Source organism: Gordonia crocea (assembly GCF_009932435.1).
Taxonomy (GTDB): domain Bacteria; phylum Actinomycetota; class Actinomycetes; order Mycobacteriales; family Mycobacteriaceae; genus Gordonia; species Gordonia crocea.
In genome coordinates this window covers 2303490-2328671 of sequence record NZ_BJOU01000001.1, presented here as the reverse complement: position 1 = coordinate 2328671, position 25182 = coordinate 2303490, and the positions used below count along the sequence as shown (strand labels likewise).

21 protein-coding genes are annotated in these 25182 nt (G+C 70.2%); 13 read left to right on the top strand and 8 right to left on the bottom strand.

What is annotated here, in order from left to right:
• Positions 1–50 precede the first annotated feature (50 nt).
• Entirely contained in the window at positions 51–1427 is a 1377-nt protein-coding gene (locus nbrcactino_RS11000) for a DUF349 domain-containing protein (protein WP_161927384.1), read from the bottom strand.
• Between the two features lie 109 nt (positions 1428–1536).
• Here nbrcactino_RS11000 and nbrcactino_RS10995 point away from each other — a divergent pair, with 109 nt between their 5' ends.
• The 4 genes from nbrcactino_RS10995 to hflX all read left to right on the top strand — a co-directional run bounded on the left by nbrcactino_RS10995 (position 1537) and on the right by hflX (position 5587).
• Positions 1537–2268 (top strand): class III extradiol ring-cleavage dioxygenase family protein, encoded by a 732-nt coding sequence (locus tag nbrcactino_RS10995; protein ID WP_161927383.1) that lies wholly within the window; start codon positions 1537–1539, stop codon positions 2266–2268.
• Complete coding sequence (gene miaA / locus nbrcactino_RS10990) at positions 2265–3191, top strand: tRNA (adenosine(37)-N6)-dimethylallyltransferase MiaA (RefSeq protein ID WP_161927382.1); 927 nt, start codon at positions 2265–2267, stop codon at positions 3189–3191. The genes nbrcactino_RS10995 and miaA overlap by 4 nt, the downstream gene beginning before the upstream one ends.
• A 4-nt stretch (positions 3192–3195) precedes the next feature.
• Entirely contained in the window at positions 3196–4098 is a 903-nt protein-coding gene (gene dapF, locus nbrcactino_RS10985) for a diaminopimelate epimerase (RefSeq protein ID WP_161927381.1), read from the top strand.
• 67 nt (positions 4099–4165) lie between these two features.
• Positions 4166–5587 (top strand): GTPase HflX, encoded by a 1422-nt coding sequence (hflX, locus tag nbrcactino_RS10980; protein WP_228460780.1) that lies wholly within the window; start codon positions 4166–4168, stop codon positions 5585–5587.
• A gap of 7 nt (positions 5588–5594) precedes the next feature.
• On the opposite strand, the gene lexA is transcribed toward hflX, so the two are convergent.
• Positions 5595–6284: a transcriptional repressor LexA gene (gene lexA, locus nbrcactino_RS10975; protein ID WP_161927380.1), complete on the bottom strand. Its 690-nt coding sequence runs from the start codon at positions 6282–6284 to the stop codon at positions 5595–5597.
• Between the two features lie 148 nt (positions 6285–6432).
• Between lexA and nbrcactino_RS18195 the strand changes: the two genes are divergently transcribed.
• On the top strand, positions 6433–6972 hold the full coding sequence (locus tag nbrcactino_RS18195) for a LysM peptidoglycan-binding domain-containing protein (protein ID WP_228460779.1): 540 nt from the start codon (positions 6433–6435) through the stop codon (positions 6970–6972).
• A 42-nt stretch (positions 6973–7014) separates the two neighbouring features.
• Positions 7015–7464, top strand: coding sequence for a transcriptional regulator NrdR (nrdR, locus tag nbrcactino_RS10965; RefSeq protein WP_161927379.1), 450 nt, complete (start codon positions 7015–7017; stop codon positions 7462–7464).
• A 5-nt stretch (positions 7465–7469) separates the two neighbouring features.
• Here nrdR and hrpA read toward each other — a convergent pair whose 3' ends face one another.
• Positions 7470–11210 carry an ATP-dependent RNA helicase HrpA gene (gene hrpA / locus nbrcactino_RS10960; protein WP_161927378.1) on the bottom strand — a complete coding sequence of 1247 codons (3741 nt, stop codon included), beginning with the start codon at positions 11208–11210 and terminating at the stop codon, positions 7470–7472.
• Between the two features lie 138 nt (positions 11211–11348).
• Here hrpA and nbrcactino_RS10955 point away from each other — a divergent pair, with 138 nt between their 5' ends.
• Positions 11349–12584 carry an aminotransferase family protein gene (locus nbrcactino_RS10955; protein WP_161927377.1) on the top strand — a complete coding sequence of 412 codons (1236 nt, stop codon included), beginning with the start codon at positions 11349–11351 and terminating at the stop codon, positions 12582–12584.
• Between the two features lie 66 nt (positions 12585–12650).
• On the opposite strand, the gene ahpD is transcribed toward nbrcactino_RS10955, so the two are convergent.
• Positions 12651–13178, bottom strand: a complete 528-nt coding sequence (gene ahpD / locus nbrcactino_RS10950) for an alkylhydroperoxidase, AhpD family (RefSeq protein ID WP_161927376.1) — start codon at positions 13176–13178, stop codon at positions 12651–12653.
• A gap of 5 nt (positions 13179–13183) precedes the next feature.
• On the bottom strand, positions 13184–13771 hold the full coding sequence (locus nbrcactino_RS10945) for a peroxiredoxin (RefSeq protein ID WP_161927375.1): 588 nt from the start codon (positions 13769–13771) through the stop codon (positions 13184–13186).
• A gap of 99 nt (positions 13772–13870) precedes the next feature.
• Here nbrcactino_RS10945 and nbrcactino_RS10940 point away from each other — a divergent pair, with 99 nt between their 5' ends.
• A complete protein-coding gene (locus tag nbrcactino_RS10940) occupies positions 13871–14869 on the top strand; it encodes a hydrogen peroxide-inducible genes activator (protein WP_161927374.1) in 999 nt (332 codons plus the stop codon).
• Between the two features lie 37 nt (positions 14870–14906).
• Positions 14907–15353, top strand: a complete 447-nt coding sequence (locus nbrcactino_RS10935) for a hypothetical protein (RefSeq protein ID WP_161927373.1) — start codon at positions 14907–14909, stop codon at positions 15351–15353.
• Here the strand turns inward: nbrcactino_RS10935 and nbrcactino_RS10930 are convergent.
• Entirely contained in the window at positions 15350–17464 is a 2115-nt protein-coding gene (locus tag nbrcactino_RS10930) for a DEAD/DEAH box helicase (protein WP_161927372.1), read from the bottom strand. The genes nbrcactino_RS10935 and nbrcactino_RS10930 overlap by 4 nt on opposite strands.
• Entirely contained in the window at positions 17461–18432 is a 972-nt protein-coding gene (locus nbrcactino_RS10925; protein WP_161927371.1) for a proteasome assembly chaperone family protein, read from the bottom strand. Before nbrcactino_RS10925 ends, nbrcactino_RS10930 begins: the two co-directional genes overlap by 4 nt.
• Positions 18433–18550: 118 nt before the next feature.
• Here nbrcactino_RS10925 and nbrcactino_RS10920 point away from each other — a divergent pair, with 118 nt between their 5' ends.
• Together nbrcactino_RS10920 and nbrcactino_RS10915 are read left to right on the top strand one after the other, a co-directional pair.
• Complete coding sequence (locus nbrcactino_RS10920; protein ID WP_161927370.1) at positions 18551–19222, top strand: hypothetical protein; 672 nt, start codon at positions 18551–18553, stop codon at positions 19220–19222.
• Positions 19223–19288: 66 nt separating this feature from the next.
• Positions 19289–20395, top strand: coding sequence for a DUF4192 domain-containing protein (locus tag nbrcactino_RS10915; protein ID WP_161927369.1), 1107 nt, complete (start codon positions 19289–19291; stop codon positions 20393–20395).
• A gap of 37 nt (positions 20396–20432) precedes the next feature.
• Here the strand turns inward: nbrcactino_RS10915 and nbrcactino_RS10910 are convergent, their stop codons facing one another.
• A complete protein-coding gene (locus tag nbrcactino_RS10910; protein ID WP_161927368.1) occupies positions 20433–21116 on the bottom strand; it encodes an iron-dependent transcriptional repressor DtxR in 684 nt (227 codons plus the stop codon).
• Between the two features lie 111 nt (positions 21117–21227).
• Here nbrcactino_RS10910 and nbrcactino_RS10905 point away from each other — a divergent pair, with 111 nt between their 5' ends.
• Together nbrcactino_RS10905 and nbrcactino_RS10900 are read left to right on the top strand one after the other, a co-directional pair.
• Entirely contained in the window at positions 21228–22475 is a 1248-nt protein-coding gene (locus nbrcactino_RS10905; RefSeq protein ID WP_161927367.1) for an acetoin utilization protein AcuC, read from the top strand.
• Complete coding sequence (locus nbrcactino_RS10900; protein ID WP_228460778.1) at positions 22468–25179, top strand: bifunctional acetate--CoA ligase family protein/GNAT family N-acetyltransferase; 2712 nt, start codon at positions 22468–22470, stop codon at positions 25177–25179. The genes nbrcactino_RS10905 and nbrcactino_RS10900 overlap by 8 nt, the downstream gene beginning before the upstream one ends.
• The last annotated feature ends 3 nt before the right edge of the window (positions 25180–25182 follow it).

The following is a 25182-nucleotide window of genomic DNA, read 5'->3' as shown; positions in this document are numbered from 1 at the left end:
GCCCTCGATCTCGCCGACTGGGCCCTCTTTTTCGCCGACTGGGCCCTCGGTCAGCGGTCTGAAACGGCGCTCTCCGCCGCCTTGGCCCATTCGCGCCACTGGTCGGCCTGTTCGCGCAGCTTCTTCGCGTCGGAGGTCTTTCCGCGTTCTTCGGCCTTGCGGGCCTGTTCCTCGAGGGCGGCGACCTTCTCGGCGAATTGGGCGGCGCGTGCCGCCACCTCGGGGTCCTCGCGGCGCCAGCTCGCGTCCTCGGCCTCGCGGATCCGGCGCTCCAACGCGCGTAGGCGCCCGTCCAGCGGTCCCATCTGGGCCCGTGGCACCTTCCCCAACTCATCCCAGCGTTCCTGCAGCGAGCGGAGCGCGCGTCGGGCGGCCGTCAGATCGGCGGCGGGGTCGATGGTCGCCTCCGCCTCGTCGAGCAGCTTCGCCTTTGCCTCCGCGTTGGCGGTGAATTCCTCGTCGCGCTGCGTGGATTCGGCATTGCGCGCCGCGAAGAACACGTCTTGTGCGGCCTTGAACCGGTGCCACAGTGCGTCGTCGACGTCGCGTGGCGCGCGTCCGGCGGCCTTCCACTCGGCCATCAGTTCGCGGAATCGACCCGACGTCGGCCCCCAGTCGGTCGACGACGAGAGCTCCTCGGCCTGGGCGATGAGCTCTTCCTTGCGGTCCTTCGCCGCCGACCGGTCGCGGTCCAGTTCGGCGAAGTGGGCGCCGCGGCGCCGGTTGAACTTGTCGCGGGCCCGCGAGTAGCGCTTCCACAGGACGTCGTCGGTCTTGCGGTCGATGCCCTTGATCTCGCGCCACTCGTCCAGGATGGCGCGGATCCGGTCGCCGGCGGCTTTCCACTGGGTGGCGTCGTTGGCCAATTCTTCGGCTTCGACGGCAAGGGCGGTCTTGCGTGCCACGGCTTCCTCGCGGTCATGTGCCCGCTGTGCTTTGACCTCTTCGGCCACGTCCTCGGCCGTCGCGGTGATGGCCTTCAGGCGGGTCTCCAAGGCCGCGACGTCGCCGATGACGTGCGCGGTGGGCAGCGCGTCCAGCAGGTGCTGTGCCGCGGTGCGGGTCTTGCGCGGATCTCCCGAGCGCGCCGCCAGCCGCTCCTCAAGGATCTCGACCTCGGTGGCCAGATCCTCGAACCGTCGGGCAAAGTGCGCCAGACCCTCGTCCGGGCTGCCGGCCTGCCACTGTCCGACCTCTCGCTCGCCCTCGGCGGTTGTCAACCAGACGGTGCCGGTCTCGTCGACCCGGCCGTAGCGATGGGGGTCGCCGGCATGGGTGGGCTGATGTGTGATCGGGGCATTGGTCACCGGCTTCGCGCCGGGATGGGGGCCCGGCCGCGGCCCGGGCTTGGGGCCGGGTTTCGGTGCCGCTGGATCACCGCTCGTCGTCGGTGGCGAAGTCGAAGGGGTGGAGTCGGAGGTGGTCATCGGATCCTCACGTTGTCTGCCGCGCGTCACGGCTGCCAGGTTCTGGTTTCGCGGCACCGGGGTCGGGCCGTTGGGCTCCATTCAAGCAGGTCGACTAGCGTCGTGGGTTGTGTTGATTTCGGCGGTTTTCCTCCCGGGCGCTCCAGCGCTGGTGCCCGAGGTGTCCGGTCCGGGGGTCGGCGAGCTCGAACCGATCCGCTCCGCGGTTGCCCAGGCGGTCGCCGAACAGGCCGCCCTCAGCGGTTCTTGGTGGGCCGTGGGGTCCGACGACGCCCCGGCGCCGGCGCCGGCCGCGGAGAGCGCGGTGCCGGCCACTGGGTCCTTCGGCGGCTTCGGGGTGGACCGGCGTGTCGCCCTCGTCGATGACCCCGGGGCACCCGTCGGGCACCTGCCGACGGCGATGCTCGTGGCCGGGTGGGTGCGCGAACTCGCGACTCGGCGCCCGGCGGTCACCCCGGTCGTGGTGACGCCCGGAGCCGATGGTGACCAGTGCTCGCGGCGCGGTGCACAACTTGCCGCCGAGATTGCCGCGGCCCCCGGTGATGCCGCCCTGCTCGTCGTCGGCGACGGCGCCATCCACCTGTCCGAGCGCGCGCCGGGCGGTGGGCGCGAACCGGCGGCCGTCGAACTCCAAGAGCAGATCGACGCGGCTCTGGCCTCCGGTGATCCGGCGGCACTGCGGGCGCTGCCGGTCGAATCCTGTGACCGGTGGGGGGCCTCGGGTTGGGCGCCGTGGCAGGTTGCGGCGGCCTGCGCCCCCGGTCCCGCGACCGTGCGCGTCGGCTACTCCGGTGCGCCCTTCGGGGTCGGCTACAACGTCGTGACCTGGCGGTTCAGGTGAGTCCTCGGACCCCGATCATCGTCGTGGGCCCGACGGCGAGCGGGAAGTCGGATCTGGCGCTCGACTTGGCCGAACGGCTCGACGGGGAAATCGTCAACGCCGACGCGATGCAGCAGTACCGCGGGATGGACATCGGCACGGCCAAGGTCCCCGTCGAGCAGCGCCGCGAGATCACCCACCACCAGATCGACGTGCTGGACGTGACCGAAACCGCCACCGTGGCGCGGTATCAGCGCGGTGCCATCGCCGACGTGGACGCGGTGCGGTCGCGCGAGCGCACGCCGGTCATCGTCGGCGGATCGATGATGTACTACCAGGCCCTCGTCGATGAATGGGAGCTGCCGCCCACCGACGCCGCGGTCCGGGAGCGCTACGAACGACAGCTCGTGCAGTCGGGGACGCAGGCGCTCCACCGGCGCCTGGCGGAGGTCGACCCGGCCGCGGCACGGATCATCCTCGACACCGACGGGCGCCGGATCGTGCGCGCGCTCGAGGTCGTCGAGCTGACCGGCCGGCCGTTCGCCGCCTCCCAACCGACCATCGGCGACCCCCGCTGGGGCGCGGTGATCGTCGGGGTGGACCGCGACACCGAACTCCTCGACGAGCGGATCGCCGCCCGGACCGACCAGATGTTTGCCGCCGGACTCGTCGACGAAGTCGGCGGCCTGCTCGATGCGGGCCTGCGCGAGGGGCAGACGGCGATTCGGGCCATCGGCTACGCGCAGGTCGTGGCCCATCTCGATGGCGAGTACGACCTCGCACACGCACGGGAACTGACCTTCGTGGGCACGCGCCGCTATGTCCGGCGCCAGCGCTCGTGGTTCCGCCGCGACCCGCGGATCCGCTGGTTCGACGGCGGTTCGGCGGACCTCGTCGACGAGGTCACCGCCCACTGGGCGGCTGCCGGGGCGCCGGTAGACTGACCTGGTGACCAGTGCGACGTCGCAACCGCGGGCTTTCTGGAAGGGCCACGGGACGCAGAACGACTTCATCATCGTCGACGATCCGGGAGCGTTGCTGCCCCTGGAACCGGCGACGGTGGCCGCGCTGTGCGACCGCCAGCGCGGGATCGGTGCCGACGGATTGTTGCGCGTCGCCCGTGCCGGGACGCTCGTCGACGCCGGTGTGCTCACCGGGCTGGGCGAGGGGATCGCGGCGGACGACCTGTTCATGGACTACCGCAATGCCGACGGCTCGATCGCCGAGATGTGCGGCAACGGGGTCCGCGTCTTCGCCCACTACTGCCGGGTCGCCGGCCTGGTCGACACCGACGAATTCGTGGTCGGGTCCCGCGCGGGCGCGCGACCGGTCCGGATCCACTCGATCAGCGACACCGATGCCGACGTCAGCGTGGCGATGGGCCCGGCCCGGCGCGGGGTCACCTCCTCGGCGACGATCGACGGCCGGGTGTACCGGGGCCTCGCGGTCGACCTGGGTAATCCGCACCTCGCCTGTGTGGTGCCCGGCCTCACCCACGGAGAGCTCGGGGCCATCGACTTTTCCGGTGGCGTTCAATTCGACGCCGGAGTCTTCCCCGAGGGCGTCAACGTGGAACTGCTGACCGAACCCGTCGACGACGGCGCCGCCCTGATCGCATCGATGCGGGTCATCGAGCGCGGCGTGGGTGAAACGCGCAGTTGTGGGACCGGTCTGGTCGCCTCGGCGAGCGCGCTGCTGGCGTCGGTGGGCCGCGACGAGGGGCTGCTGCGGATCACGGTTCCCGGCGGTCGGGTCGAGGTGGCCATCGCCGACGGCGGCCGGTCCTCGACGCTGCGCGGGCCGTCCCGGCTCGTCGCGCGGGGCGAATTGTTCGACGGGGCGCTGCGCTGAGCCTCGTCGGGCCGGCCCGAAAACCCAGGTGCGCCCGTCGGGGCGCCGGTGCGATCATTGAAGGCCTATGACTGAACACGAATCCCGATCGGCCGCCCCGACCACCGGCGAACTGGCACTCGACGACCGCGCATCCCTGCAGCGCGTGGCGGGGCTGTCCACCGAGCTCACCGACGTCACCGAGGTCGAGTACCGCCAGCTACGCCTCGAACGCGTGGTGTTGGTCGGCGTCTGGACGTCGGGGACGGCCGCACAGGCACAGGCGAATATGGCGGAGTTGGCGGCGCTGGCCGAAACGGCGGGGTCGCAGGTCCTCGACGCCGTGATCCAGCGGCGCAGCAGCCCCGACGCGGCGACCTACATCGGTTCGGGTAAGGCCGGCGAACTCCACGACTTGGTCGTCGCGACGGGCGCCGACACCGTGATCGCCGACGGCGAGCTGACACCGGCGCAGTTGACCGCGCTGGAGAAGATCGTGAAGGTCAAGGTCATCGACCGGACCGCGCTGATTCTGGACATCTTCGCCCAACACGCCACCAGCCGTGAGGGCAAGGCGCAGGTGTCGCTGGCCCAGATGGAATACATGCTGCCGCGCCTGCGTGGTTGGGGTGAGTCGATGTCGCGCCAGGCCGGTGGACGCGCCGGCAGCAATGGCGGCGTCGGCCTGCGCGGCCCGGGTGAGACGAAGATCGAGACCGACCGCCGCCGGATCCGGGAGCGGATGGCCAAGCTGCGGCGCGAGATCCGCGCGATGAAGACCGCGCGGACGGTGAAACGCCTCGAGCGCCACCGCAGCGGTGTCCCGACGATCACCGTCGTCGGATACACCAACGCCGGGAAGTCGAGCCTGGTCAACGCGATGACCGGATCGGGTGTCCTGGTGCAGAACGCCTTGTTCGCGACGCTGGACCCGACGACACGCCGCGCGCGCCTGGACGACGGTCGCGAGGTGGTCTTCACCGACACGGTCGGATTCGTCCGCCACCTGCCGACCCAACTCGTCGAGGCCTTCCGGTCGACCTTGGAGGAGGTCGCCGACGCCGACCTGCTGATCCACGTGGTCGACGGGGCCGAGGCATTCCCGCTCGACCAGGTCGCCGCGGTACGCACCGTGTTGGCCGAGGTACTCGAGGAGAGTGGTGACGGTGCCGCCGCGCCACCGGAGCTGTTGGTGGTCAACAAGATCGACGCGATGGACGGTCTGGCGCGCGCGGAACTGGCGGCAGCGCTGCCGGGGGCGATCTTCATCTCCGCCCGAACCGGGGAAGGCCTCGACGGGCTCTTCAACCGGGTCCGCGACGAGGTGGGCCGCCACGACGTCGAGATCTTCGTCGATGTGCCGTTCGACCGTGGCGACGTCGTCTCGCGGATCCATGCCGACGGCGAAGTCCGATCGACCGAGCATCACGCCACGGGGACGAAAATGAGGATCCGCGTGCCCGCCGCGCTCGCCGGGGAACTCGAGGAGTTCACCCGGACCGGCGGCTGAGGGGTCGTCAGATCCGGCGCATCACCGTCACGACCTTGCCGAGGATGACGGCGCGGTCGCCGGGGATCGGCTCGAACAGCGGGTTGTGCGGCATCAGCCACACGTGGTCGGCGTCGCGCTTGAACGTCTTCACGGTGGCTTCGCCGTCGATCATCGCGGCGACGATGTCGCCGTTGTCGGCGACGTTCTGCTGCCGGACCACCACCCAGTCGCCGTCACAGATCGCGGCGTCGATCATTGATTCGCCGATGACGCGCAACAGGAAGTGGGTGCCGTCCCCGACGAGTTCGCGGGGGAGTGGGAAGACGTCTTCGACGGCCTCCTCGGCGAGGATGGGGCCGCCCGCGGCGATCTGTCCGAGGACCGGCACGTACGTCGGTGCGGGCATCCCGTCGGTCCCGGCCGCGGCGCCTCCGGGCGGCGGCTGGTTCTTGTCCGGCGCGACGTTCACCGCGCGTGGTCGGTGGGGGTCGCGCTTGAGGAGGCCCTTGGTCTCCAGGGTGCGCAACTGGTAGGCCACCGATGAGGTCGACACCAGGCCGACGGCGTCGCCGATCTCGCGGATGCTCGGCGGGTAGCCGCGCTCACGGACCGACTTGCGGATGACTTCCAGCACGTCGCGCTGGCGCTGGGTCAGGGTTGCCTCGACGGCCGCCGGTGAGTCGGTCAGGCCGGCCTGCGGCTTCTTCTTGGCCATGGTTTCTCCTGTTCTCGGTTGAGCCCCACGGTAGCGAAACAAACCGACAGTTTCAAACATTTGTTCGACGTGTCGCGAGACTTTGTCAGACGGGCGTGGTAGAACTTCGAACATCAGTGCATCGAACGTACGAACGAGGAGATCGAAGATGAGCGCATCGGTGATGTACCGCCCGGGCCACCCGCACCACGCCGTTCCGACGTCGCGGCCGATCGCCGCGGCGGGCCATCGGCAGCGTGTGGTCCAGCCGCACCGCGGGCCCGCCCGGTCGGAGGGCCGGGCGCTGCGTGGGCCGCGCGACACGCGGCTGCCCGCACCCCGCCCGGGCCGGGGCAGCGAGTGCACCGGACCGGCCCATGGCCGTCCGCGGGTCGCACGGCCGGCGCCGGACAGCCGGGTGTTCGCCCGGCGCAAGGCCGCCGCGGCCATCCTGGTGGGCGCCGCGCTGGCCGGGCTGGTGTGGCTGTTCGCCATCGTCGGCGGAAACTACGAGGCGGCGTCGGCGCCGGCTCCGGTCGCCACGTCGGTTGTGCATGTTCGCGGCGGCGAGACGCTGACGGCAGTCGCGGCCCGGATCGCACCCGACATGCCGCGACAAGCAGTGGTGAACCAGCTGCGGGCGCTCAATTCGATGACCTCGCCGACGTTGACCGTGGGCCAGGCACTGGTCGTCCCGGTGTACCGCTGATCGGCGTTCGCCGGTGAGGGGCGCACCGGTATTGTTGGGGACATGCATTGCCCCTTCTGCAAGCACGAAGACACCAAGGTCGTGGATTCGCGCCTTGCCGACGAGGGGCAGGCGATCCGCCGCCGCCGTTCCTGTGTCGAGTGTGGCCGCCGGTTCACCACGGTGGAGTCGGCCGTGTTAGCCGTCGTCAAGCGCAACGGGGTGACCGAGCCGTTCAGCCGCGAGAAGGTCATGAAGGGGGTTCGTCGGGCCTGCCAGGGGCGGCAGGTCGACGAGGACGCCCTCGCCCAGTTGGCTGCGCAGGTGGAGGACGCGGTCCGTTCCTCGGGGTCGGCGGAGATACCCAGTCACGAGGTGGGATTGGCCATCCTCGGGCCGCTGCGCGATCTCGACGAGGTGGCCTACCTGCGCTTCGCCTCGGTCTACCGGTCCTTCGAGTCGCTCGACGACTTCCAGCGCGAGATCGACCTGCTGCAGGCCCATCGCGCCTGATTCCGTCAGGTGAAGGCGTCGAATGCCTTGAGCACTCGCTTTTCGGACACCGGATGGGCGGTGCCGAGCCGTTGGGCGAACAATCCGACGCGCAACTCTTCAACCATCCACTGGGCGTAGTCGTTGAACGGTTCGCGGCGGTGTTCGGGCAGCTGGTGGAGCCGTTGGTTCCACCGTTCGATGACGCGGTCGACGGCGGCGAGGGCGTCCCGGTCGCGGGCCGCACCGGTGTCGAGTGATTCGAGTCGGATGATCGCCGCCCGAAGGTAGCGGGGGACCTCGGCGAGGCGGTCGATCGGAGTGCTGCCGATGAAGCCGTCGAAGACGAGGTTGGCCAGCTGTTCGGCGACATCGTCGGCCGCCAGCGTTCCGGTGCGCGAGTCAATGGCCGCGTGGACCTCGGGGACCAGCGCAAACACGTCCAATGCCGCGAAGAAGGCGGTCGGCGCCCGGTCGGTGATCTGCGGGGCGAGGTCCGCGCGCAACGCGGCGAAGGCCGACGGGGTGCGCAGTGCGGATGCGCGGGCGGTGGGTACGGAGTCACGGATGGCGCGGCGGGTGCAGTCGGCCAACAGGGCGTCGAGGTCGGGGTAGGGGTGCTGACTCAGGGCCAGCCGTTGCGCCGGGTTCAACGAGGACGCCGTCTTCCTCGACAAGGCCGGGGTCGACGCGGCGAGCAGCGTGATGACGGCCGGCACCATGGCCGCGTCGCGGGCGGGGGCGGTCGGGAAAAGAGCGGATGCGACGGTCGTCGCGTCGACGGGCGAGAGGCCCGGGTACCGGGTCACCCGCTGCCCGGCGATGTCGGCGGAGACCGACTCCTCGAGATCCCCGAAAGTCTCGGCCGTCCACGTCGAGGCGGTGACCCGATCCGGCGCGGTGCGCGCGCCGGGCGCCTCCTCGTCGCGTTGCAACCGGGCCAGCGAGCGGCTGGTGGCGACGATGTCGCCGCGCTCGTCGACGAGGGCGAAGTTCATTTGGAGGTGGTCGTCGATGCGCGCGAGGTTGAACGTGTCCGGGGTGATCGTCGTCCGCGTCAGGGCCGACAACTCCCGCGCCACGCCGGTGAGCAACGGCTCACTGCGCGGCTTGAGGCGGGCGAGCACCGCTGCGGCGAATTGCGGTGAGGGGGAGGCGAGTCGGCGGATCTGTTTGGGCAGCGTCTTGATGAGGGCGGCCACGAGCTCTTCGCGCATTCCCGGGACCGTCCAGTCGAATCCGGCCGGGCGCACGTGGTCGACGAGGTCGCGCGGGATCTCGACGGTGACGCCGTCGTCGGGGTCCCCGGGGGCGAACTTGTATCTCAGCCGCAGGCGCAACTCGCCCTGTGCCCAGGTTCCCGGATAGTCGGCCTCGGAGACCGGGCTGTGTGCGACGACGTCTTCGGCCCGCAGGTCCAACAGGTCCGGTTCGGTGCGCGCGGCCTGCTTCCACCAGGCGTCGAAATGCTGGGCCGAGACGACGTCGGCCGGGATCCGGGCGTCGTAGAAGGCGAAGAGCTGATCGGCGCTGATGACCAGATCGCGCCGGCGTGCCCGGCTCTCCACCTCCGCCGCATCGTCGAGCAACGCGCGGTTGCGGGCGAAGAAGGCGTGCCGCGTCCGCCAGTCGCCGTCGACGAGGGCGTGGCGGAGGAACAACTCGCGGCACAGCGGCGGGTCGATCTTGGTGTAGGTCACCCGGCGCGACGCGGCGAGCGTGACGCCGAACAGGGTGACGCGCTCGTAAGCCAGGGTCGTCCCCTGCCGCGACGACCAGTGCGGCTCGCTGTAGGAGCGCTTGCAGAGATCGCCGGCGAGGCGCTCGGCCCACGCCGGGTCGATACGCGCCACGGTGCTGGCATAGGTGCGCGAGGTCTCGATGAGTTCGGCCGCCATGAGGAAGGCGGGCGGTTTCTTTGCCAGCGGTGACGACGGGAAGATCATCAGCGAGGTGTTCCGCGCGCCGAGGTATTCCTTGGAGTCGGGCTTGCGTGCGGCGATGTTGGACAAGAGCCCGGCCAGGATCGCCTGGTGGACCGCGTCGGGGTCGCGGTCCCCGGAGCGCTGGACGCCCCAGCCGAGGTCCTTCACCGTTCGCTCGAGCTGTCGGTGCAGGTCGCGCCACTCGCGGATACGGGTCCAGTGGAGGAACTCCCGTTCGCATTGGCGGCGGAATTGGTTGCCCGACAGCGCCTTTCTCGACTCCGCGAGGTAGTCCCACAGGTTCAGCAACGAGAGGAAGTCGGAGCCGGGCTCGTCGAATCGACGGTGGGCCTCGTCGGCGGCCTCCCGCTTGTCGGCCGGACGCAGCCGGACATCGGGGATCGACAGCGCCGATGCGACCACGAGAACGTCGGCGACGCAGCCGAATTCGTGTGCGGCGACGAGCATCCGGGCGGGTCGGGGATCGATGGGCAGCCGGGCCAACGAGCGGCCGACGGCGGTCAGCTTGGGGGCACGGTCGGGTCGGACGGTGATCGCGCCGAGTTCGCCCAGCTCGGCCAGACCGTCGGCGATCGCGCGGCTCGACGGCGGTGAGACGAAACCGAAGTCGGCGATGTCGCCCAGCCGCAGCGACACCATCGAGAGAATGACCCCGGCCAGGTTCGAGCGGAGGATCTCCGGATCGGTGTAGGGCGGGCGCGCCTCGAAATCCTCCTCGTCGTAGAGGCGCAGGCACACGCCGGCCGCGACACGTCCGCAGCGTCCGGCACGCTGGCGCGCACTGGCCTGGGACACGGGCTCGACCGGAAGGCGGGTGACCTTCGTGCGCGGCGAGTAGCGGGAGATTCGCGCCGTACCGGTGTCGACCACGTACCGGATGCCCGGAACGGTGAGGGAGGTCTCGGCGACGTTGGTGGCCAACACGATTCGGCGCCCGTTTGACGGGGTGAAGACGCGGCGCTGCTCGGCGATGGACAGCCGGGCGTAGAGCGGGACGATCTCGGCGCCGTGCGACTCCCGGTGGGCGAGTGCCTTGGCCGTCTCCCTGATGTCGCGCTCGGTGGGCAGGAAGACCAGGATGTCGCCGGTGGCCCCCGCCCAGAGCTCGCTGACCGCGGAGTCGATGGCCGCGGCTTGCTCGGTCTCCGGTGCCGGCGGCCGGTAGCGCAGTTCCACCGGATAGGTCCGCCCCGAGACCTCGATGATCGGCACGCTGTCGGTGGCGGTGGCAAAGTGCCGGGCGAACCGTTCGGGCTCGATCGTCGCCGAGGTGATGATCACCTTGAGGTCGGGTCGGCGGGGCAGCAGTTGCTTGAGGTAGCCGAGGATGAAGTCGATGTTCAGGCTGCGCTCGTGCGCCTCGTCGATGATGAGCGTGTCGTAGGCGCGCAGCATCGGGTCGCTGGCGATCTCGGCCAGCAGGATGCCGTCGGTCATCACCTTCACCAGCGTCGAGTCGGCGACCCGGTCGGAGAAGCGCACGCAATAGCCGACCGCGTCGCCGACGTCGGTCCGGGTCTCCTCGGCGATCCGCTCGGCCACCGACGTGGCGGCGATGCGCCGCGGTTGGGTATGGCCGATGAGGCCGTCCACCCCTCGTCCGGCGGCCAGACAGATCTTCGGCAACTGGGTCGTCTTGCCCGAACCGGTTTCGCCGGCGACCACGATCACCTGGTGCTGCGCGAGTGCGGCGGCGATCTCGTCGCGGCAGCCGCTGACCGGCAGCTCGTCGGGGAAATGGAGGTGGGGTCGCTGGGCGCGCCGCGCCTCGATCAGGCCGGGCCGGGCGCCGCGCGGTCGGGAGGGGCGGGACGGCGACATGATCAGACCAGCCTACGTGGGCGCCGGCCGTCCGGCCCACCCAGACGGGTGTCCCGCGACGGGGCGCACGGTGACACCGCCACCGCGATTCCGCCCACCCGGCGGACTCGCGGAGTCCGCGTCGGCCATGATGGGGGTATGACGTATTCGCTCTGGCACGGTTTCGCCGACATGGCTTCGGTTGTGAAGAACGGCCCGTTCGTCCTCACCCGCGGCGAAGGCGCCTATGTCTTCGATGCCGAGGACAACAGGTATATCGACGCGACGGCGGGTCTGTGGTTCACCAACGTCGGGCACGGTCGTACCGAGATCGCCGACGCGGTGGCCGCCCAGTTGGGCAAGCTCGCCCACTTCTCCGGGTTCGGCGACCACGCCGCCGATGTGTCGATCGAGTTGGCGGAACGCCTGGCGGCGATCGCGCCGGTTGCGGGCAGCAAGATCTTTTTCACCTCGGGCGGTAGCGACGCGGTGGAGACGGCGGCCAAACTGGCCCGGCGCTACTGGCACGAGGTCGGCCAACCGGACCGCACGATCATGGTCGGCCGGTCGAAGGCCTATCACGGCATGCACGTGGCGGGGACGTCGTTGGCGGGGATTCCGGCGAACGGCGAGGGTTACGGCGAGCTGATGCCCGGAGTCGAGTCGATCGCCTGGGACGACGCCAAGAGTCTGCTGGGTCTGATCGAGCGCATCGGCGCCGAGCGCATCGCCGCCTTCTTCTGCGAGCCGATCATCGGGGCCGGCGGGGTGTACCTGCCGCCCGATGGCTACCTCGACGAGGTCCGCGGCATCTGCCGCGACCACGGGATCCTGTTCGTCGCCGACGAGGTGGTCACCGGCTTTGGCCGCGGTGGAGCCCAGGAGTGGTTTGCCTCGTCGCGGTTCGACCTGGCCCCGGACATGATCACCACCGCCAAGGGGCTGACCTCGGGCTACGTTCCGATGGGGGCGGTGTTCATCGCTCCGCACCTCGCCGACCCGTTCTTCGGCGGCGGCGTGTGGTGGCGGCACGGCTACACCTACGGCGGTCATGCCGGCGCGGCTGCCGCGGCGCTGGCCAACCTGGACATCCTCGAGCGGGAGAACCTGCTGCAGCGCGCGAGTGCGTTGGAAGGCGAGTTGGCAGAGGCCTTTTCGCCGCTGGCCGGCCTCGACGCCGTCGCGGAGGTGCGGACGGGGCTGGGGGCGGTCACCGCGGTCCAGCTCGCCGATCCCGCGCAGGCGCCGACCGCGGTGGCGCATCTGCGCCGGGCCGGCGTGGTCACCCGGGCGGCCGGCCAGGGCGCCCTGCAGGTGTCGCCGTCTTTCGTGATGACCACCGAGCAGGTGCGCGACATGGCGGATCGCTTCGGCGGCGTGCTCGAGCAGCTCTGACGAAACAACGCTGCCCCGGCTCCGCGGATTGCGCGGGACCGGGGCAGTGTCGATTGTCCGGTGTGCCTAGCTCAGTGCGCTCTTGGCGGTGAGGGCGGCGGCGACACCGTTGACGGTCGCGGCGACCTTGACGGCCTCCCAGACCTGCTCTTTGGTCAGGCCTGCCTTGCGCACCACGTCGGCATGTGCCGCGGTGCAGTCATGACAGCCGTTGATGGTCGATACGGCCAGGCTCCAGAGTTCGAAGTCGACCTTCTCCACCCCGGGGTTGCCGATGATGTTCATGCGCAGGCCCATGCGGACCTCGCCGTACTCGGCGCCGAGGAAGCTCTTGGCGCGGTAGGCGATATTGTTCATGCCCATGATCGATGCGGCGCCGAGGGCGGCGTTGTAGGCCTCGCCGGACAGGACGTCGGCGGCCTCTTCGCTGATCTCGGCCAGCACCGTGGCGTTACCGGTCGCCACGGCGGCGGCCAGGAACGTGCCCCACAACTGCTGCTCGGTGAGCTCGGTGGTGCGGCTGAGGGTGCCGAGGTTGAGTTTGAGGTCCTTCGCGTACTCGGGAAGGGCTTCCTTGAGGTTGTCGATGCTCATCGGTATCAGACGCTCGCGCTCATCAGCTCGCCGGCGGCGATCGTCGGGTCACCCTTGCGCCAGTTGCAGGCGCACAACTCGTCGGACTGCAGGGCGTCGAGGACGCGGAGCACCTCGTCGACGTTGCGGCCGACCGAACCGGCGGTCACCGACACGAACTGGATCTCGTTGTTCGGGTCGATGATGAAGGTCGCGCGGTCGGCGACGCCATCGGCGTTGAGCACACCGGTGGCCTCCACCAGCTCGCGCTTGAGGTCGCTGAGCATGGGGAAGGGGAGGGTCTTGAGGTCCTCGTGCTGTGCGCGCCACTGGAAGTGGACGAACTCGCTGTCCACCGAGGCGCCCAGCACATGGGTGTCGCGGTCGGCGAACTCGTCGTTGAGCTTGCCGAAAGCGGCGATCTCGGTGGGGCAGACGAAGGTGAAGTCCTTCGGCCAGAAGAACACGATCCGCCACTTGCCGGCGTAGTCGTCGCTGGAGACCTGGGTGAAGTAGTCGTCGGGCTGCTGGGCGTCGACAGCCGAAAGGTCGCCACCGATCACCGCGGTGAGGTTGTAGGCGGGGAACTGGTCGCCGATCGTCAAGAGTGCCATCAGAATCCTTCGTTTCGTTGGGGGCGGATTTCGCTGACTTCCATTGTCGTCGTCGAAGCCTGAAAGGTCTACGTGATTGTTAGCACTATATTGATAGGCATGACCGATGAAAGTTATCAGCCCTCTCCGGCCGGCCTGCGTGCTTTCGTCACCGTGGCCAGAAAGCTCCACTTCGGCAGTGCCGCAACGGAATTGGGGATCAGTCAACCGGCGTTGTCCCAGGCGCTGGCGACGCTGGAGGCTGGTCTGGGCATGCGACTGGTGGAGCGGACAACGCGGCGTGTCTTCTTGACATCGGAGGGCGAAGAACTCCTGCCGAAAGCGGTCGCGGTGGTGCGGGCGATGGATGAGCTGACGTTGGCCGCGCGCGGCGCCGAGGATCCGCTGCAGGGTGCGCTGCGGCTCGGACTGATCCCCACCGTCGCCCCCTACGTCCTGCCGGCGATCCTGGCCGGTGTCGCCGTCGAACTCCCGATTCTGAGATTGCAGGTCGTCGAGGACCAGACCGCGCGTCTACTCGCCCAACTCCGCGACGGCACCATCGACTTGGCCGTCCTGGCCCTGCCCGCCGAGGCGCCGGGGACCGCCGAGGTGCCGATGTACGACGAGGATTTCGTCCTCGCGCTCCCCGCGGGCCATCGGCTGGCCGGCCGCAAGCGGGTCGACCCCGCCGCGATGGCGGAGTTGCCGCTCCTGCTGCTCGACGAGGGCCACTGTATGCGGGACCAGGCGCTGGAGGTCTGCCAACTGGCGGGTTTCCGGCCCGACCTCGGCCAGACCCGGGCCGCCTCGCTGGCCACGGCGGTGCAATGCGTCGAGGGTGGACTCGGCGTCACGCTGATCCCGGCGACCGCGGTCGACGCGGAGACCGCCGGTGGTCGGCTCGCGACGGCGACCTTCGCGGCGCCTCGGCCGGGCCGCCGCATCGGTCTGGTCTACCGCGAATCGGCTGGTCGCGCACAGGCTTACGCGCGCTTTGCTGCGTTGCTGCGGGATGTCATCGTCGCGGCGTCTCCGGGGGTCGGAATCCGGCCGGCGCCCGACACGGTGCCGGGGCAAGCCCAGGGGGTGCGCCGGGGGCGGGCGCCCATTGCTTAGAGTGGTGGCGGACACATTTCGACGACGAGGGATCTCCATGCACCACCTTGGCAGGGCAGCGTTGGCCACCATCACCGCGGCGGCAGCCGTCGCGGTCGCCGTCGTCGGGTCGGGTGACGCCGACGCCGCACCGCGTTACACGGCGAATTACCCGACGCCGATCACCGGTACGAGTACCACGGGAGCCTGGTGGCAGGGATTCCTGCTCAACCGGGCGCAGACGCGCCAGTTCCACGAGGACGGCACGTGGACGCGGTTCAGCTGGTGGGATCCGGCGGCGTACAACAGCGAGATGGCCAGGGCCTTCAACCCCAAGCGCGGTGGCACCGGCTGCATCGTCGTGATGACCGTGGTGCGCAACAAGGCGGGGGTCGTGAGCCTGGCGACCGGACCCAACTACATCCGTGACGAGGCGTACGCCACGCAGCGCCCGGACGCGCCGAACGCACTGTACTGGAGCACCAAGAACTTCCGCTGCGTCTAGCCGGGCGGTCCGGCCAGCGCGGACCACTCGTCGAGCAGGCTCGAGTCGGTGTCGCGGATCATCTCGGCGAGGTTGTCGGTGATCTCGGCGAGACCGGGATTGTCCAGCAGCGCCTGGGGGAGTCCACTGCGCAGCACTCGATAGCAGTCGGAGAGATACCGCAGCACCACGCCTTCGCTTCGCGCCAACCCGTGGCGGGCGATGAACTCGTTGAAGGTCATGTCCGCCTCGAGCATCTCGCGCAGCACCGATTTCGGCGACGGTGGAGTCGACGAGACCCACGGATGACCGCGCCGGTAAATGGCAAAGGCCTCGGTCACGGTGTCGCGCAACGGTTGTGGCCAGGTGACCTCGTCGAGGCGGGCCATGCGCTCCTCGTATTCCATCCCGGCCGCTTTGAACTCGGCCATCGCGGTGTCGCGCGCCGCCTTGCGCTGGGCCACCAGGACCGGGCGGGGATCGTCGAGGGTGGCCTCGATCAACGAGACGATGTCGAGGACGTAGCCGGGGTCTTGGTCGTCGAGCAGGTCGAAGGCGGCCAGGGCAAAGGCGGAGAGCGGATTGGTCAGCGCAAAGTTGGCAGGAACGTCGACCGAGAGCGCGATGCCCTTGCCGTCGGCATCGGGGGAGGGCAGGCGCGTCACGATTCCGGTGTCCAGCAGGTCGCGGTAGAGCGCGATCGTGTGCCGGATGTGCGACAACTGCCGGGACCGCGGTTCATGGTTGCCCTCGAGCAGGTGGCGCAGGGCGGCGAAGCAGTCGCCGGGCCGCGAGACCACTTCCATCAACATGGCCGTGGTCACCTGGAAATGTGAGCGCAGCGGCTCGTCGTCGGCGGTGGTCAATGACTCGAAGGTCTTCTCCCCCCATGAGACGAATCCCTCCGGTGGGCGGCGGCGCACGATTTTGCGCAGCTTCTTCGGATCGCTGCCGGCCTTGGCCACCGCACGCGCGTTCTCCACGTCGTGCTCCGGTGCCTGTGCGACGACATAGCCGACGGTGTCGAACCCGGCCCGGCCCGCACGACCGGCGATCTGGTGGAACTCGCGGGCCCTCAATCGGCGCACCCGTCGCCCGTCGTACTTGCTCAACGACGCGAACAAGACCGTCCGGATCGGGACGTTGATCCCGACACCCAGGGTGTCGGTGCCCGCGACGACGCGCAGCAGTCCCTGCTGGGCGAGCCGTTCCACCAGCCGTCGGTACCGCGGGAGCATCCCCGCGTGGTGCACGCCGATGCCCGACCGCAGGAGTTTGGACAGGGTCTTGCCGAAACCGGTGCCGAAACGGAAGTCGCCGATCGCCTCGGCGATCGCGGCCTTCGTCTCTTTGTCGGCGATGGTCGCGCTGAGTAGGGCCTGTGCCCGTTCGACCGCGGCGGCCTGGGTGAAATGGACGACGTAGACGGGCGCTTTCCCGTCGGCGACGAGGTTCTCGATCGTCTCGTGGATCGGGGTCAGGGTGTAGTCGAACTCCAACGGGACCGGTCGGGCGGCGTCGGTGACGGCCGCGGTGTCGCGACCGGTCCGCTTCTGCAGGTCGTCGACGAAGAACCCGACGTCGCCGAGGGTGGCCGACATCAGGAGGAATTGGGTGCGCGGCAACTCGATGAGCGGCACCTGCCAGGCCCACCCGCGGTCGGGGTCGCCGTAATAGTGGAACTCGTCGGCGACCAACAGGCCGATGCTGGACTCGGGCCCTTCGCGCAAGGCGATGTTCGCCACGACCTCGGCGGTCGCGCAGATGATCGGCGCGTCGGGGTTGACCGTCGCGTCACCGGTCGCCAAGCCGACCTGCTCGGGGCCGAAGACGTCGCACAGCGCGAAGAACTTCTCGCTGACCAGCGCCTTGATCGGGGCGGTGTAGAAGGCGCGCTCGCCCCGGGCGCGGGCAAAGGCGATGGCGCCGGAGGCGACGAGGGATTTGCCCGACCCGGTGGGGGTCGCCAGGATCACGTGGCTGCCGGCGGCCAGCTCCAGAAGCGCCTCGGCCTGGTGCGGGTAGAGCTCGAGACCGGTCCCGGAGGCCCACTGCTCGAACTCGTCGTAGGCGACCGACGGATCGGCACTGACCCGAAGCGGTGCCGGATCAGTGCCGAGGGGTTCGGTCACGCGGTGGCCGGGCCGTCGCCGCCGTCGCCGTCCTCGTCGGCCTGCTGGGCCTGTTCGGCCAGGTAGCGCTGGAACTCGTCGCCGATCTCGTCGGCGCTGGGGAGCGGCTCATCCGCGGCGAGGAGCGAGACCTGCTGTTCCTGCGCCTGGGTGTAGGCGTCGTACTGCGACTCCAGTGCGGCCACCACCGAGGCGATCTCGCCGTTGTTGGCCAGTTCGCTGTCGATCTGCACCCGCAGTGCCTCGGCGGCGCTGTCGAGGGCCTTCGTCGGCAGGTCCAGCGACGTCAGGCCGGCCAACGTGCTCAGCAACCGGGAGGCGGCGGCCGGATAGGTCGACTGCGCCAGGTAGTGAGGCACGTGCACCGAGATCCCGGAGGTCCGGTACCCGTGCTCGGAGAGGCGCAGCTCCAGCATCATCGAGGCGCTGCCGGGCAGTTTCATCGGTGATCCCCACCGCGGCAGGTCGCCGAGGTACTCCACGTCGCTGCCGTGGGCGGTGATCGTCGACGGGCGCGTGTGCGGGACGGCCATCGGGATGGCGTTGAGGCCGATGACGTCGCTGACGCCGAAGCGGTCCGACAGACCGCGGACCGCGGCGGTGAACTGCTCCCACCGCAGATCCGGCTCGACGCCGGAGAGCAGCAGGAAGGGCACACCGGCGTTGTCGCGGATGGCGTGCACGGTCAGCGACGGCATCTCGACGCCGGTGAAGGCCTGGCCGGAGAAGTCCATGACGGGACGGCGCGTCCGGTAGTCGACGAGCTCGTCGGTGTGGAATGTGGCGACCAGCTCGGAGTCGAGGCTGTCGCGCAGATGCCGTGCGGCCACCGCGACGGCGTTGCCGGCGTCGGCGAAGCCGTCAAGGGCGTGGATCAACACGGGTCCCACACCGGCGTCTTCGGCGACGCGGGGTGCGGGGAATTCCAGCTCGTAGAGCGAGCTGTGCTCGGCGGGCTCGAAACCCATTCGTCCTCCTTTGAAGGCGGTTAGTCGATTGTCCCAGATCCGTGACCGGGACTCATACCGCGATCAACGCCGTGCGGCGGGCTGGCATTCCCCGGCGCCGAATGGCACAGTGAAGAATGTGGCAGAAGTGACTGATGGGACGCGGCGTGCCCTGGGTGCCGCGGCGGCGGTTCTCGCGGTGGCGGCGGTGGGTGCGTGCGCCGTCGACGGCGACCCCGTCGATTCCATGGCGCACCGCAGCGTGGCGGCCTCGGCCTTTCCGGTCGAGCCCGGCGCCGAGGTCACCACGATTCCGCCCGCGCAACTCTCGGCCATCGTCGGCGACATCTCCGGTCTACCTGTGGGTGCGCAGATCGACCCGCCCGATTGCGCACCGCAACCGATCTCGCCACTGGCGACCGACACCGCGGTGCAGACCGCATTCGGCCGGGCACCGGCACCCGGCGCGCCACCGCCCGCCTACACGACGGTGATCACGCGCACCGGGGACCGGCTTGACGACCTGGCCGCCACGGTGACCCGCTGCCGGCACTACACCCGCCACTCGGCCGTCCCCGTCGCCATCGACCAGCGGGTCCTCGACGATGTGCCCGCGGTGTCGGGCGCGCGGGTGTTCGGATACGTCCGCCTGGAATCGTCCCCGGGGGTGGCCACCACCCTGTTGGTCGCCCAACGCGGGAACATCCGGGTCTATGCGACGCGTCGGATCGCCGGCGACGCCGACGCCGACGCAGTCGATCCCGCGCTGGTCAGGCTGTTCACCGCGGCTGCGGCCGAGGGCCTGCGCTAGCGGACCCGCGCCCGGTCGCGCGCGGTCGGGGGGAACCGGATCGCCGCCGGCTGCGTCTCAGTTGGCATGACGAACAACGTGCCGACCCTGTCCCTGGACACCACCAGCCTCCTCACCGCGATTCCCGGACTGCTGGGATTCCTCCCCGAACAGTCCTTGGTGGTGATCGCTTTTGACGCCGACTCCTCGATCGCGGTGACCGCCAGACACGACCTGTTGCTCGACCGCGCCGGTGACCCGACGTCGGATATGCACGCGACGATCGCGACGATCGGGCAGGTGTGCGAGCGCGACGGTGTGATGGGCGTGGTGGTCGCCATCGTCGACGACCGATACCCGGAGTTCTCGCCGGTCTACCGGCGGGTCTGCGCACAGGTCGACACGGTGCTGCGGGAGGCCGGGGTACCCGACGGCGTCTGCGCGGGATTCGCGGTCAGCCGGTTCGCGGCGGGGGAGCCGTGGCACGCGCTGTGGTGGGACCTCGGCGGGCCGGGACCGCGCGGGGCACACCGGTGCGACCCGGCGGAGGCCGGCTTCGGGTGGGGCGTGCTCGACGACCCGCAGGCGTCGCCGGTGGCCCTGGAGCGGTCGCTGCGCACGGGTCGGGTGGTATTGGCCAGCCGGGCCGAGATCGCCGACTCGCTGACCCCGGTCGCGCACTGCACCGACGCCGGCTGCGACGGCAAGCGCCGGTCACCGCGCCGAGCGACGACGCCGACCGCGGAGGCCAAACTGCTCCGCAAGGCGCTGCGCCTGCTCACCGGCCCGGCGGCACCCGAGATGACCTGTGCGACCGTGTCACTGTTGGGCCGCGCGGTGACGACCCTCGGGGTACGGGACGCGCTCCTCGCTCTGGCCGGGGGAGAACACCGGTTCACCGCCGAAGCCGCGTGGCGCGAACTCGCCCGGCGCAGTCGGGGAAAGGTGCGCGCGAGTGCCGCCACGATGCTGGCCCACCTGTACTACCTCGGGGGCGAGGGCGCCTACGCCGGCGTCGCGCTTGACGTCGCCCTGACCGAGTGCCCGGACTGGCGCTTGGCGGGATTGCTCAACTCCGCCCTCGTCGGTGGGGTACACCCGTCGATGCTCTGGGAGATCCTCGGCGAGTCGTATGCGGCCGCGGCCGGACTCGGCGTCGACCTGCCCACGCTCTCGCCATACCGCTCGATCTGATCGAACGGCATACGCGGCGAAGCGGCGCGGGAGCGGCTCAGGCCTTCTCGACGAAGATCGAGTGCGCCATGTCCTCGGGGAGTTCGAGGCCGTCGTGGCCGGGGGTGGTGACCACGAACGTCCGGTCCTTGCGGGTCACCGTGACGCGCGCGTTCGGCACGATCCCGACCTCGCGCAGCGTCACGATCAGGTCCTGGTCGGACTGCGCGTGCTCGGAGAGCCGGCGGATGACGACCGCCTGGGGGCCGGACTCGGTCAGTTCGGCCATCCGGACGGCGTGGTCGTCGACCGGCTTGGCCTCGGCGCCGAGGAGTTCCAGACCCGGGATCGGGTTGCCGTACGGCGACGTCGTCGGGTTGTCGAGGACGGCGAGGATCCGCCGTTCGACGTTCTCGCTCATGACGTGTTCCCAGCGGCACGCCTCGTCGTGGACCTCGTCCCAGGGGAGGCCGATGACGTCGACGAGCAACCGCTCGGCGAGGCGGTGCTTGCGCATCACCGCGATCGCGAGATCCCGACCCTTGTCGGTCAGCTCCAGATGGCGGTCACCGGCGACGCGCACCAGGCCGTCGCGTTCCATGCGTGCGACGGTCTGCGACACGGTCGGGCCACTCTGCTCCAACCGCTCGGCGATCCGTGCCCGCAACGGAACGATTCCCTCTTCCTCGAGGTCGTAGATCGTCCGCAGATACATCTCGGTGGTGTCGACAAGATCATTCACGTGAATCCCTGCACCCTTTCATCCCCGCTCGTGCTACCCGCAACCCTACCGTGAAACCACAAGCGGTCGGCGATGTGACGCGCACGGGCTAGCCTGATCATTGTGCCGGACATGACAGCGGGAGCGGTGATTTGGAGCGATGGCTTCGAGGCATACCGCTGGGCCCGCGAACACCCGATGAACCCGGTGCGCCTGGTCCTCACGATGAGTCTGGCGTCTTCGCTGGGCGTCCTCGACGGAATCGACCCGGTGCCGCCACTCGCCATCGACGACACCTCCCTGACCGTGGTGCACACCCAGCACTACATCGACGCGGTCCGCGCGGTCGGCGGGCCCGACGGCGGCTCGAACCGCAGCCTCTACGAGCAGGTGTACGGCCTCGGCGACATGGACAACCCGATCTTCCCCGGGATGCATGAAGCCGCGCGGATGCTGGTCGGGGGCTCGATCGCGGCCGCTGAGGCCATCGCCTCGGGCCGGGTGCGGCGCGCGGTGAACATCGGCGGCGGCATGCACCACGCGATGGCGTCGCGCGCCGCCGGGTTCTGCGTGTACAACGACTGCGCGATCGCCATCGACTGGTTGCTCGACCACGGCTTCGACCGCATCGCCTACATCGACATCGACGCCCACCACGGTGACGGCGTCGAGCGCGCGTTCACCAATGATCCGCGGGTCCTCACCGTCTCCCTGCACCAGCACCCGGCGACCCTGTGGCCCGGGACGGGTTGGCCCACCGAGGTCGGTGGCGCGGATGCGGCGGGTTCCGCGGCCAACGTGGCCCTCATGCCGGGCATCGTGGACTCCCTGTGGTTGCGGGCGTTCCACGCGGTGGTCCCGTCGCTGATCAGGGAGTTCAAGCCGCAGATCATCGTCAGCCAGTGCGGCGCCGACAGCCACTCGGCCGATCCGCTCACCGACCTGAGCCTCACCGTCGACGGTCAGCGCGCCGCGATTCTGGCCATGCGCGACTTGGCCGACAGGTACTGCGAGGGCCGGTGGTTGGCGGTCGGCGGCGGCGGCTACGGGGTGGTCAACGTGGTACCCCGGATCTGGACGCACCTCATCGCCGCGGCCCTCGGCCGCGACATCGATCCGACGCGCGTCATCGGCGAGGCCTGGATGGCCGACGCACACCGCATCGCCGCCACGGTCGCGCCGGAATACACCGCCGAGCCGATCGGCGTCATGGGGGACGGTGGTTCGGTCGACTTCACCCCGTGGGACGGGAACGCCGGGGCGGACCCGCCGACGGGCGTCGACGAGCGCGCCTTCCGACAGACCGACCGTACGATTCTGGCCACCCGCCGGGCGGTGTTCCCGCTGCACGGCCTCGATCCGGAGGACCCCCGTGACTGATCCCGCACCCGCGGACCAGGCTCCCGACTCCCGCCAGCGGTGGGAATACCCGCGGGAGTGGGCCGCCGACGTCCTGGCCTCCGACGGCGGCGTCGTCCACATCCGGCCCATCGTCCCCGACGACGCGGACGACGTCGTCGAGTTCCACGCGGGACTGTCCGAGCGGACCCGCTACATGCGCTACTTCGGGCCGACCCCGACGCTGCCGCCGCGCGAGGTCGCGCGGATGACGACGGTCGACTACCGCGACCGGGTCGCGCTCGTCGCACTGTTGGGCGGCAAGATCATCGCGATCGGCGTGTACGAGGGCCTGGCCGCGGCGGGAAAGCCGCACTCGGCCGAGGTCGCCTTCGTCGTCGACGACGCCCACCAGGGCCGCGGCCTGGGGCCGATCCTGCTCGAACACCTCGCCGGTGCGGCCGCGGAGAACGGCTTCACCCGGTTCGAGGCGGAGGTCCTCGCCGAGAACGCCAACATGGTGACCGTCTTCCGCGATGCCGGGTACCAGCTCAGCCGCAGCTTCGACGGTTCCAACGTCCACGTGGAGTTCCTCATCGATCCCACCGAGGCGCTGTTGTCGGTCCGCAACGGGCGCGAGCGCGCCTCGGAGGCCCGCAGCATCGCGAACCTCGTCCGACCGACGTCGGTGGCCGTCATCGGCGCCTCGTCGGACCGGCGGAAGGTGGGTAACGCCCTCCTCGCCAACATCATGTCGGCGGGGTTCACCGGGCCGGTCTACCCGGTAAACGGCCCGGGGCAGCACGCGGCGGCCGACGCGGAACCGGCGGAGCCCGGCCCGGCGCGCACCCCGTCGGTGTTGGGGATCCGTGCCTATCCGACCGTCCGCGACATCCCCGACCCCGTCGACCTGGCCGTGGTGGCCGTCCCCGCGGCCATCGTCGACGACGTGCTCGACGACTGTCTGGCCAAGGGCGTCAAAACCCTCGTCGTGGTCTCCGCCGGGTTCGCCGAGTCCGGCGAGGCGGGGCAGGAGAACCAGCGCCGCCTCGTCGCCGCCGTGCGGGAGCACGGGATGCGGCTGGTCGGCCCGAACGCGCTGGGTGTGGTCAACAACGACCCGACCGTGTCGTTGAACGCGACGCTCGCGCCGCGGGTCCCCGACGCCGGTCGGGTCGGTTTCTTCTGCCAGTCGGGCACGTTGGGCATCGCGATCCTCGACGCCGCCGCGCGGCGCCAGATCGGCTTGTCGACCTTCGTGTCGGCCGGCAACCGGGCCGACGTGTCCGGCAACGACGTGCTCCAGTACTGGGACTCCGACGATTCCACCGACGTGGTGCTGCTGTACCTGGAGACCTTCGGCAACCCGCGCAAGTTCTCGCGAATCGCCCGTCGGTTGTCGCGGTCGAAACCCATCGTCGCGGTCAACACGCCGGCCGCCGGCGACGACCGCGTCGCGCAGATGGTTTTCGAGCAGGCCGGGGTCATCGGCGTCGGCACCATCTCCGAGCTCTTCGATGCCGGGGCGCTGCTGGCGTATCAGCCGCTTCCGGCGGGGCCGCGGACCACGATCGTCGGCAACTCCTCGGCCCTGGCCGGACTCGCGGCCACGGTCGGCGCCGGGCTGGGCCTCGACGTGGTCGCCACGGTCGACGTCGGTCCCGCGGCGTCGGCCCAGCAGTTCAGCGCGGCGGTGTCTGATGCGGTGAACGGCGACGCGTGCGACGCGGTGATCGCGGTGTTCGTCCCGCCGGTGGCGGTCGAGGCCGACGAGTATGCCGCCGAGTTGCTGACGGCGTGCGCGGGGTCGGCGAAGCCGGTGGTGTCCACCTTCCTCGGCAGTGAGGGACTGCTCACCCCGCCGTCGCACAACGGGGCGCCCGGTACCCCCGGGCGCGGGTCCATTCCGAGCTTCCTCAGCCCGGAACGCGCCGCGGCCGCCCTGGCCCGGGCCTGGCGCTACCACGCGTGGCGGCAGCGGCCGGAGTCGAGTGCGACCCGGCCGGCCGGGACGGATCCAGAACCGGTGCGCGCGCGGATCTTGGAGCTCCTCGCCGAGAACGACAACGAAACGGTGGAACTCGGGGCCGTGGCCACCGCCGAACTGCTCGCCGGGTACGGGATCGACGTGGTGCCGTTCATCGAGGTGCGGTCCATCCACGAGGCCTCCTCGGCGGCCCGAGATCTCGGGTTCCCGGTGGCGGTCAAGGCGGTGTCACCGCTGTGGCGGGGGCGTCCCGACCGGGAGGGCACCCGGCTGGACCTGCCGGACGCCACGTCGGTGGTCACGGCCTACGCCGAGCTGACCGACCTCACCGGTGACGACGTCCTGCACGTGCAGCGCATGGCTCCCAAGGGGGTGGCGACCATGATCCGGGCCGCCACGCACCCGCGGTTCGGCAGTCTGGTCTCCTTCGGTCTGGCCGGATACACCTTCGAGTTGCTCGACGATGCGGCCTACCGGGCCTTGCCGCTGACCGACTTGGATGCGCGGGAACTGGTGGCCGCACCGCGCTCGGCGGCGCTGCTGACCGGATACCAGGGCCAGGCGCCGGTCGACCTCGAGGCGCTCGCCGACTTGCTGATGCGGGTGTCGTTCCTCGTCGAGGACATTCCCGAGGTGCGCGAGGTCGTCTTGGACCAGATCCTCGCCTCCGGTGACGGCGCCCGCGTGCTCAACGCCCAGATGTCGATCGGCCCGGTGTCACGGGGGATGGACACCGGGCCGAGGCGGCTGGGGGATTGACGG

What these genes read in the sequence shown, in the direction of transcription:
- nbrcactino_RS11000 (WP_161927384.1), bottom strand. Translation starts at nt 1,427, where the DNA reads ATGACCACCTCCGACTCCACCCCTTCGACTTCGCCACCGACGACGAGC.
- hflX (WP_228460780.1), top strand. Translation starts at nt 4,166, where the DNA reads ATGACTGAACACGAATCCCGATCGGCCGCCCCGACCACCGGCGAACTG.
- lexA (WP_161927380.1), bottom strand. Translation starts at nt 6,284, where the DNA reads ATGGCCAAGAAGAAGCCGCAGGCCGGCCTGACCGACTCACCGGCGGCC.
- nbrcactino_RS18195 (WP_228460779.1), top strand. Translation starts at nt 6,433, where the DNA reads ATGAGCGCATCGGTGATGTACCGCCCGGGCCACCCGCACCACGCCGTT.
- nrdR (WP_161927379.1), top strand. Translation starts at nt 7,015, where the DNA reads ATGCATTGCCCCTTCTGCAAGCACGAAGACACCAAGGTCGTGGATTCG.
- hrpA (WP_161927378.1), bottom strand. Translation starts at nt 11,210, where the DNA reads ATGTCGCCGTCCCGCCCCTCCCGACCGCGCGGCGCCCGGCCCGGCCTG.
- nbrcactino_RS10955 (WP_161927377.1), top strand. Translation starts at nt 11,349, where the DNA reads ATGACGTATTCGCTCTGGCACGGTTTCGCCGACATGGCTTCGGTTGTG.
- ahpD (WP_161927376.1), bottom strand. Translation starts at nt 13,178, where the DNA reads ATGAGCATCGACAACCTCAAGGAAGCCCTTCCCGAGTACGCGAAGGAC.
- nbrcactino_RS10945 (WP_161927375.1), bottom strand. Translation starts at nt 13,771, where the DNA reads ATGGCACTCTTGACGATCGGCGACCAGTTCCCCGCCTACAACCTCACC.
- nbrcactino_RS10940 (WP_161927374.1), top strand. Translation starts at nt 13,871, where the DNA reads ATGACCGATGAAAGTTATCAGCCCTCTCCGGCCGGCCTGCGTGCTTTC.
- nbrcactino_RS10935 (WP_161927373.1), top strand. Translation starts at nt 14,907, where the DNA reads ATGCACCACCTTGGCAGGGCAGCGTTGGCCACCATCACCGCGGCGGCA.
- nbrcactino_RS10925 (WP_161927371.1), bottom strand. Translation starts at nt 18,432, where the DNA reads ATGGGTTTCGAGCCCGCCGAGCACAGCTCGCTCTACGAGCTGGAATTC.
- nbrcactino_RS10915 (WP_161927369.1), top strand. Translation starts at nt 19,289, where the DNA reads ATGACGAACAACGTGCCGACCCTGTCCCTGGACACCACCAGCCTCCTC.
- nbrcactino_RS10905 (WP_161927367.1), top strand. Translation starts at nt 21,228, where the DNA reads ATGACAGCGGGAGCGGTGATTTGGAGCGATGGCTTCGAGGCATACCGC.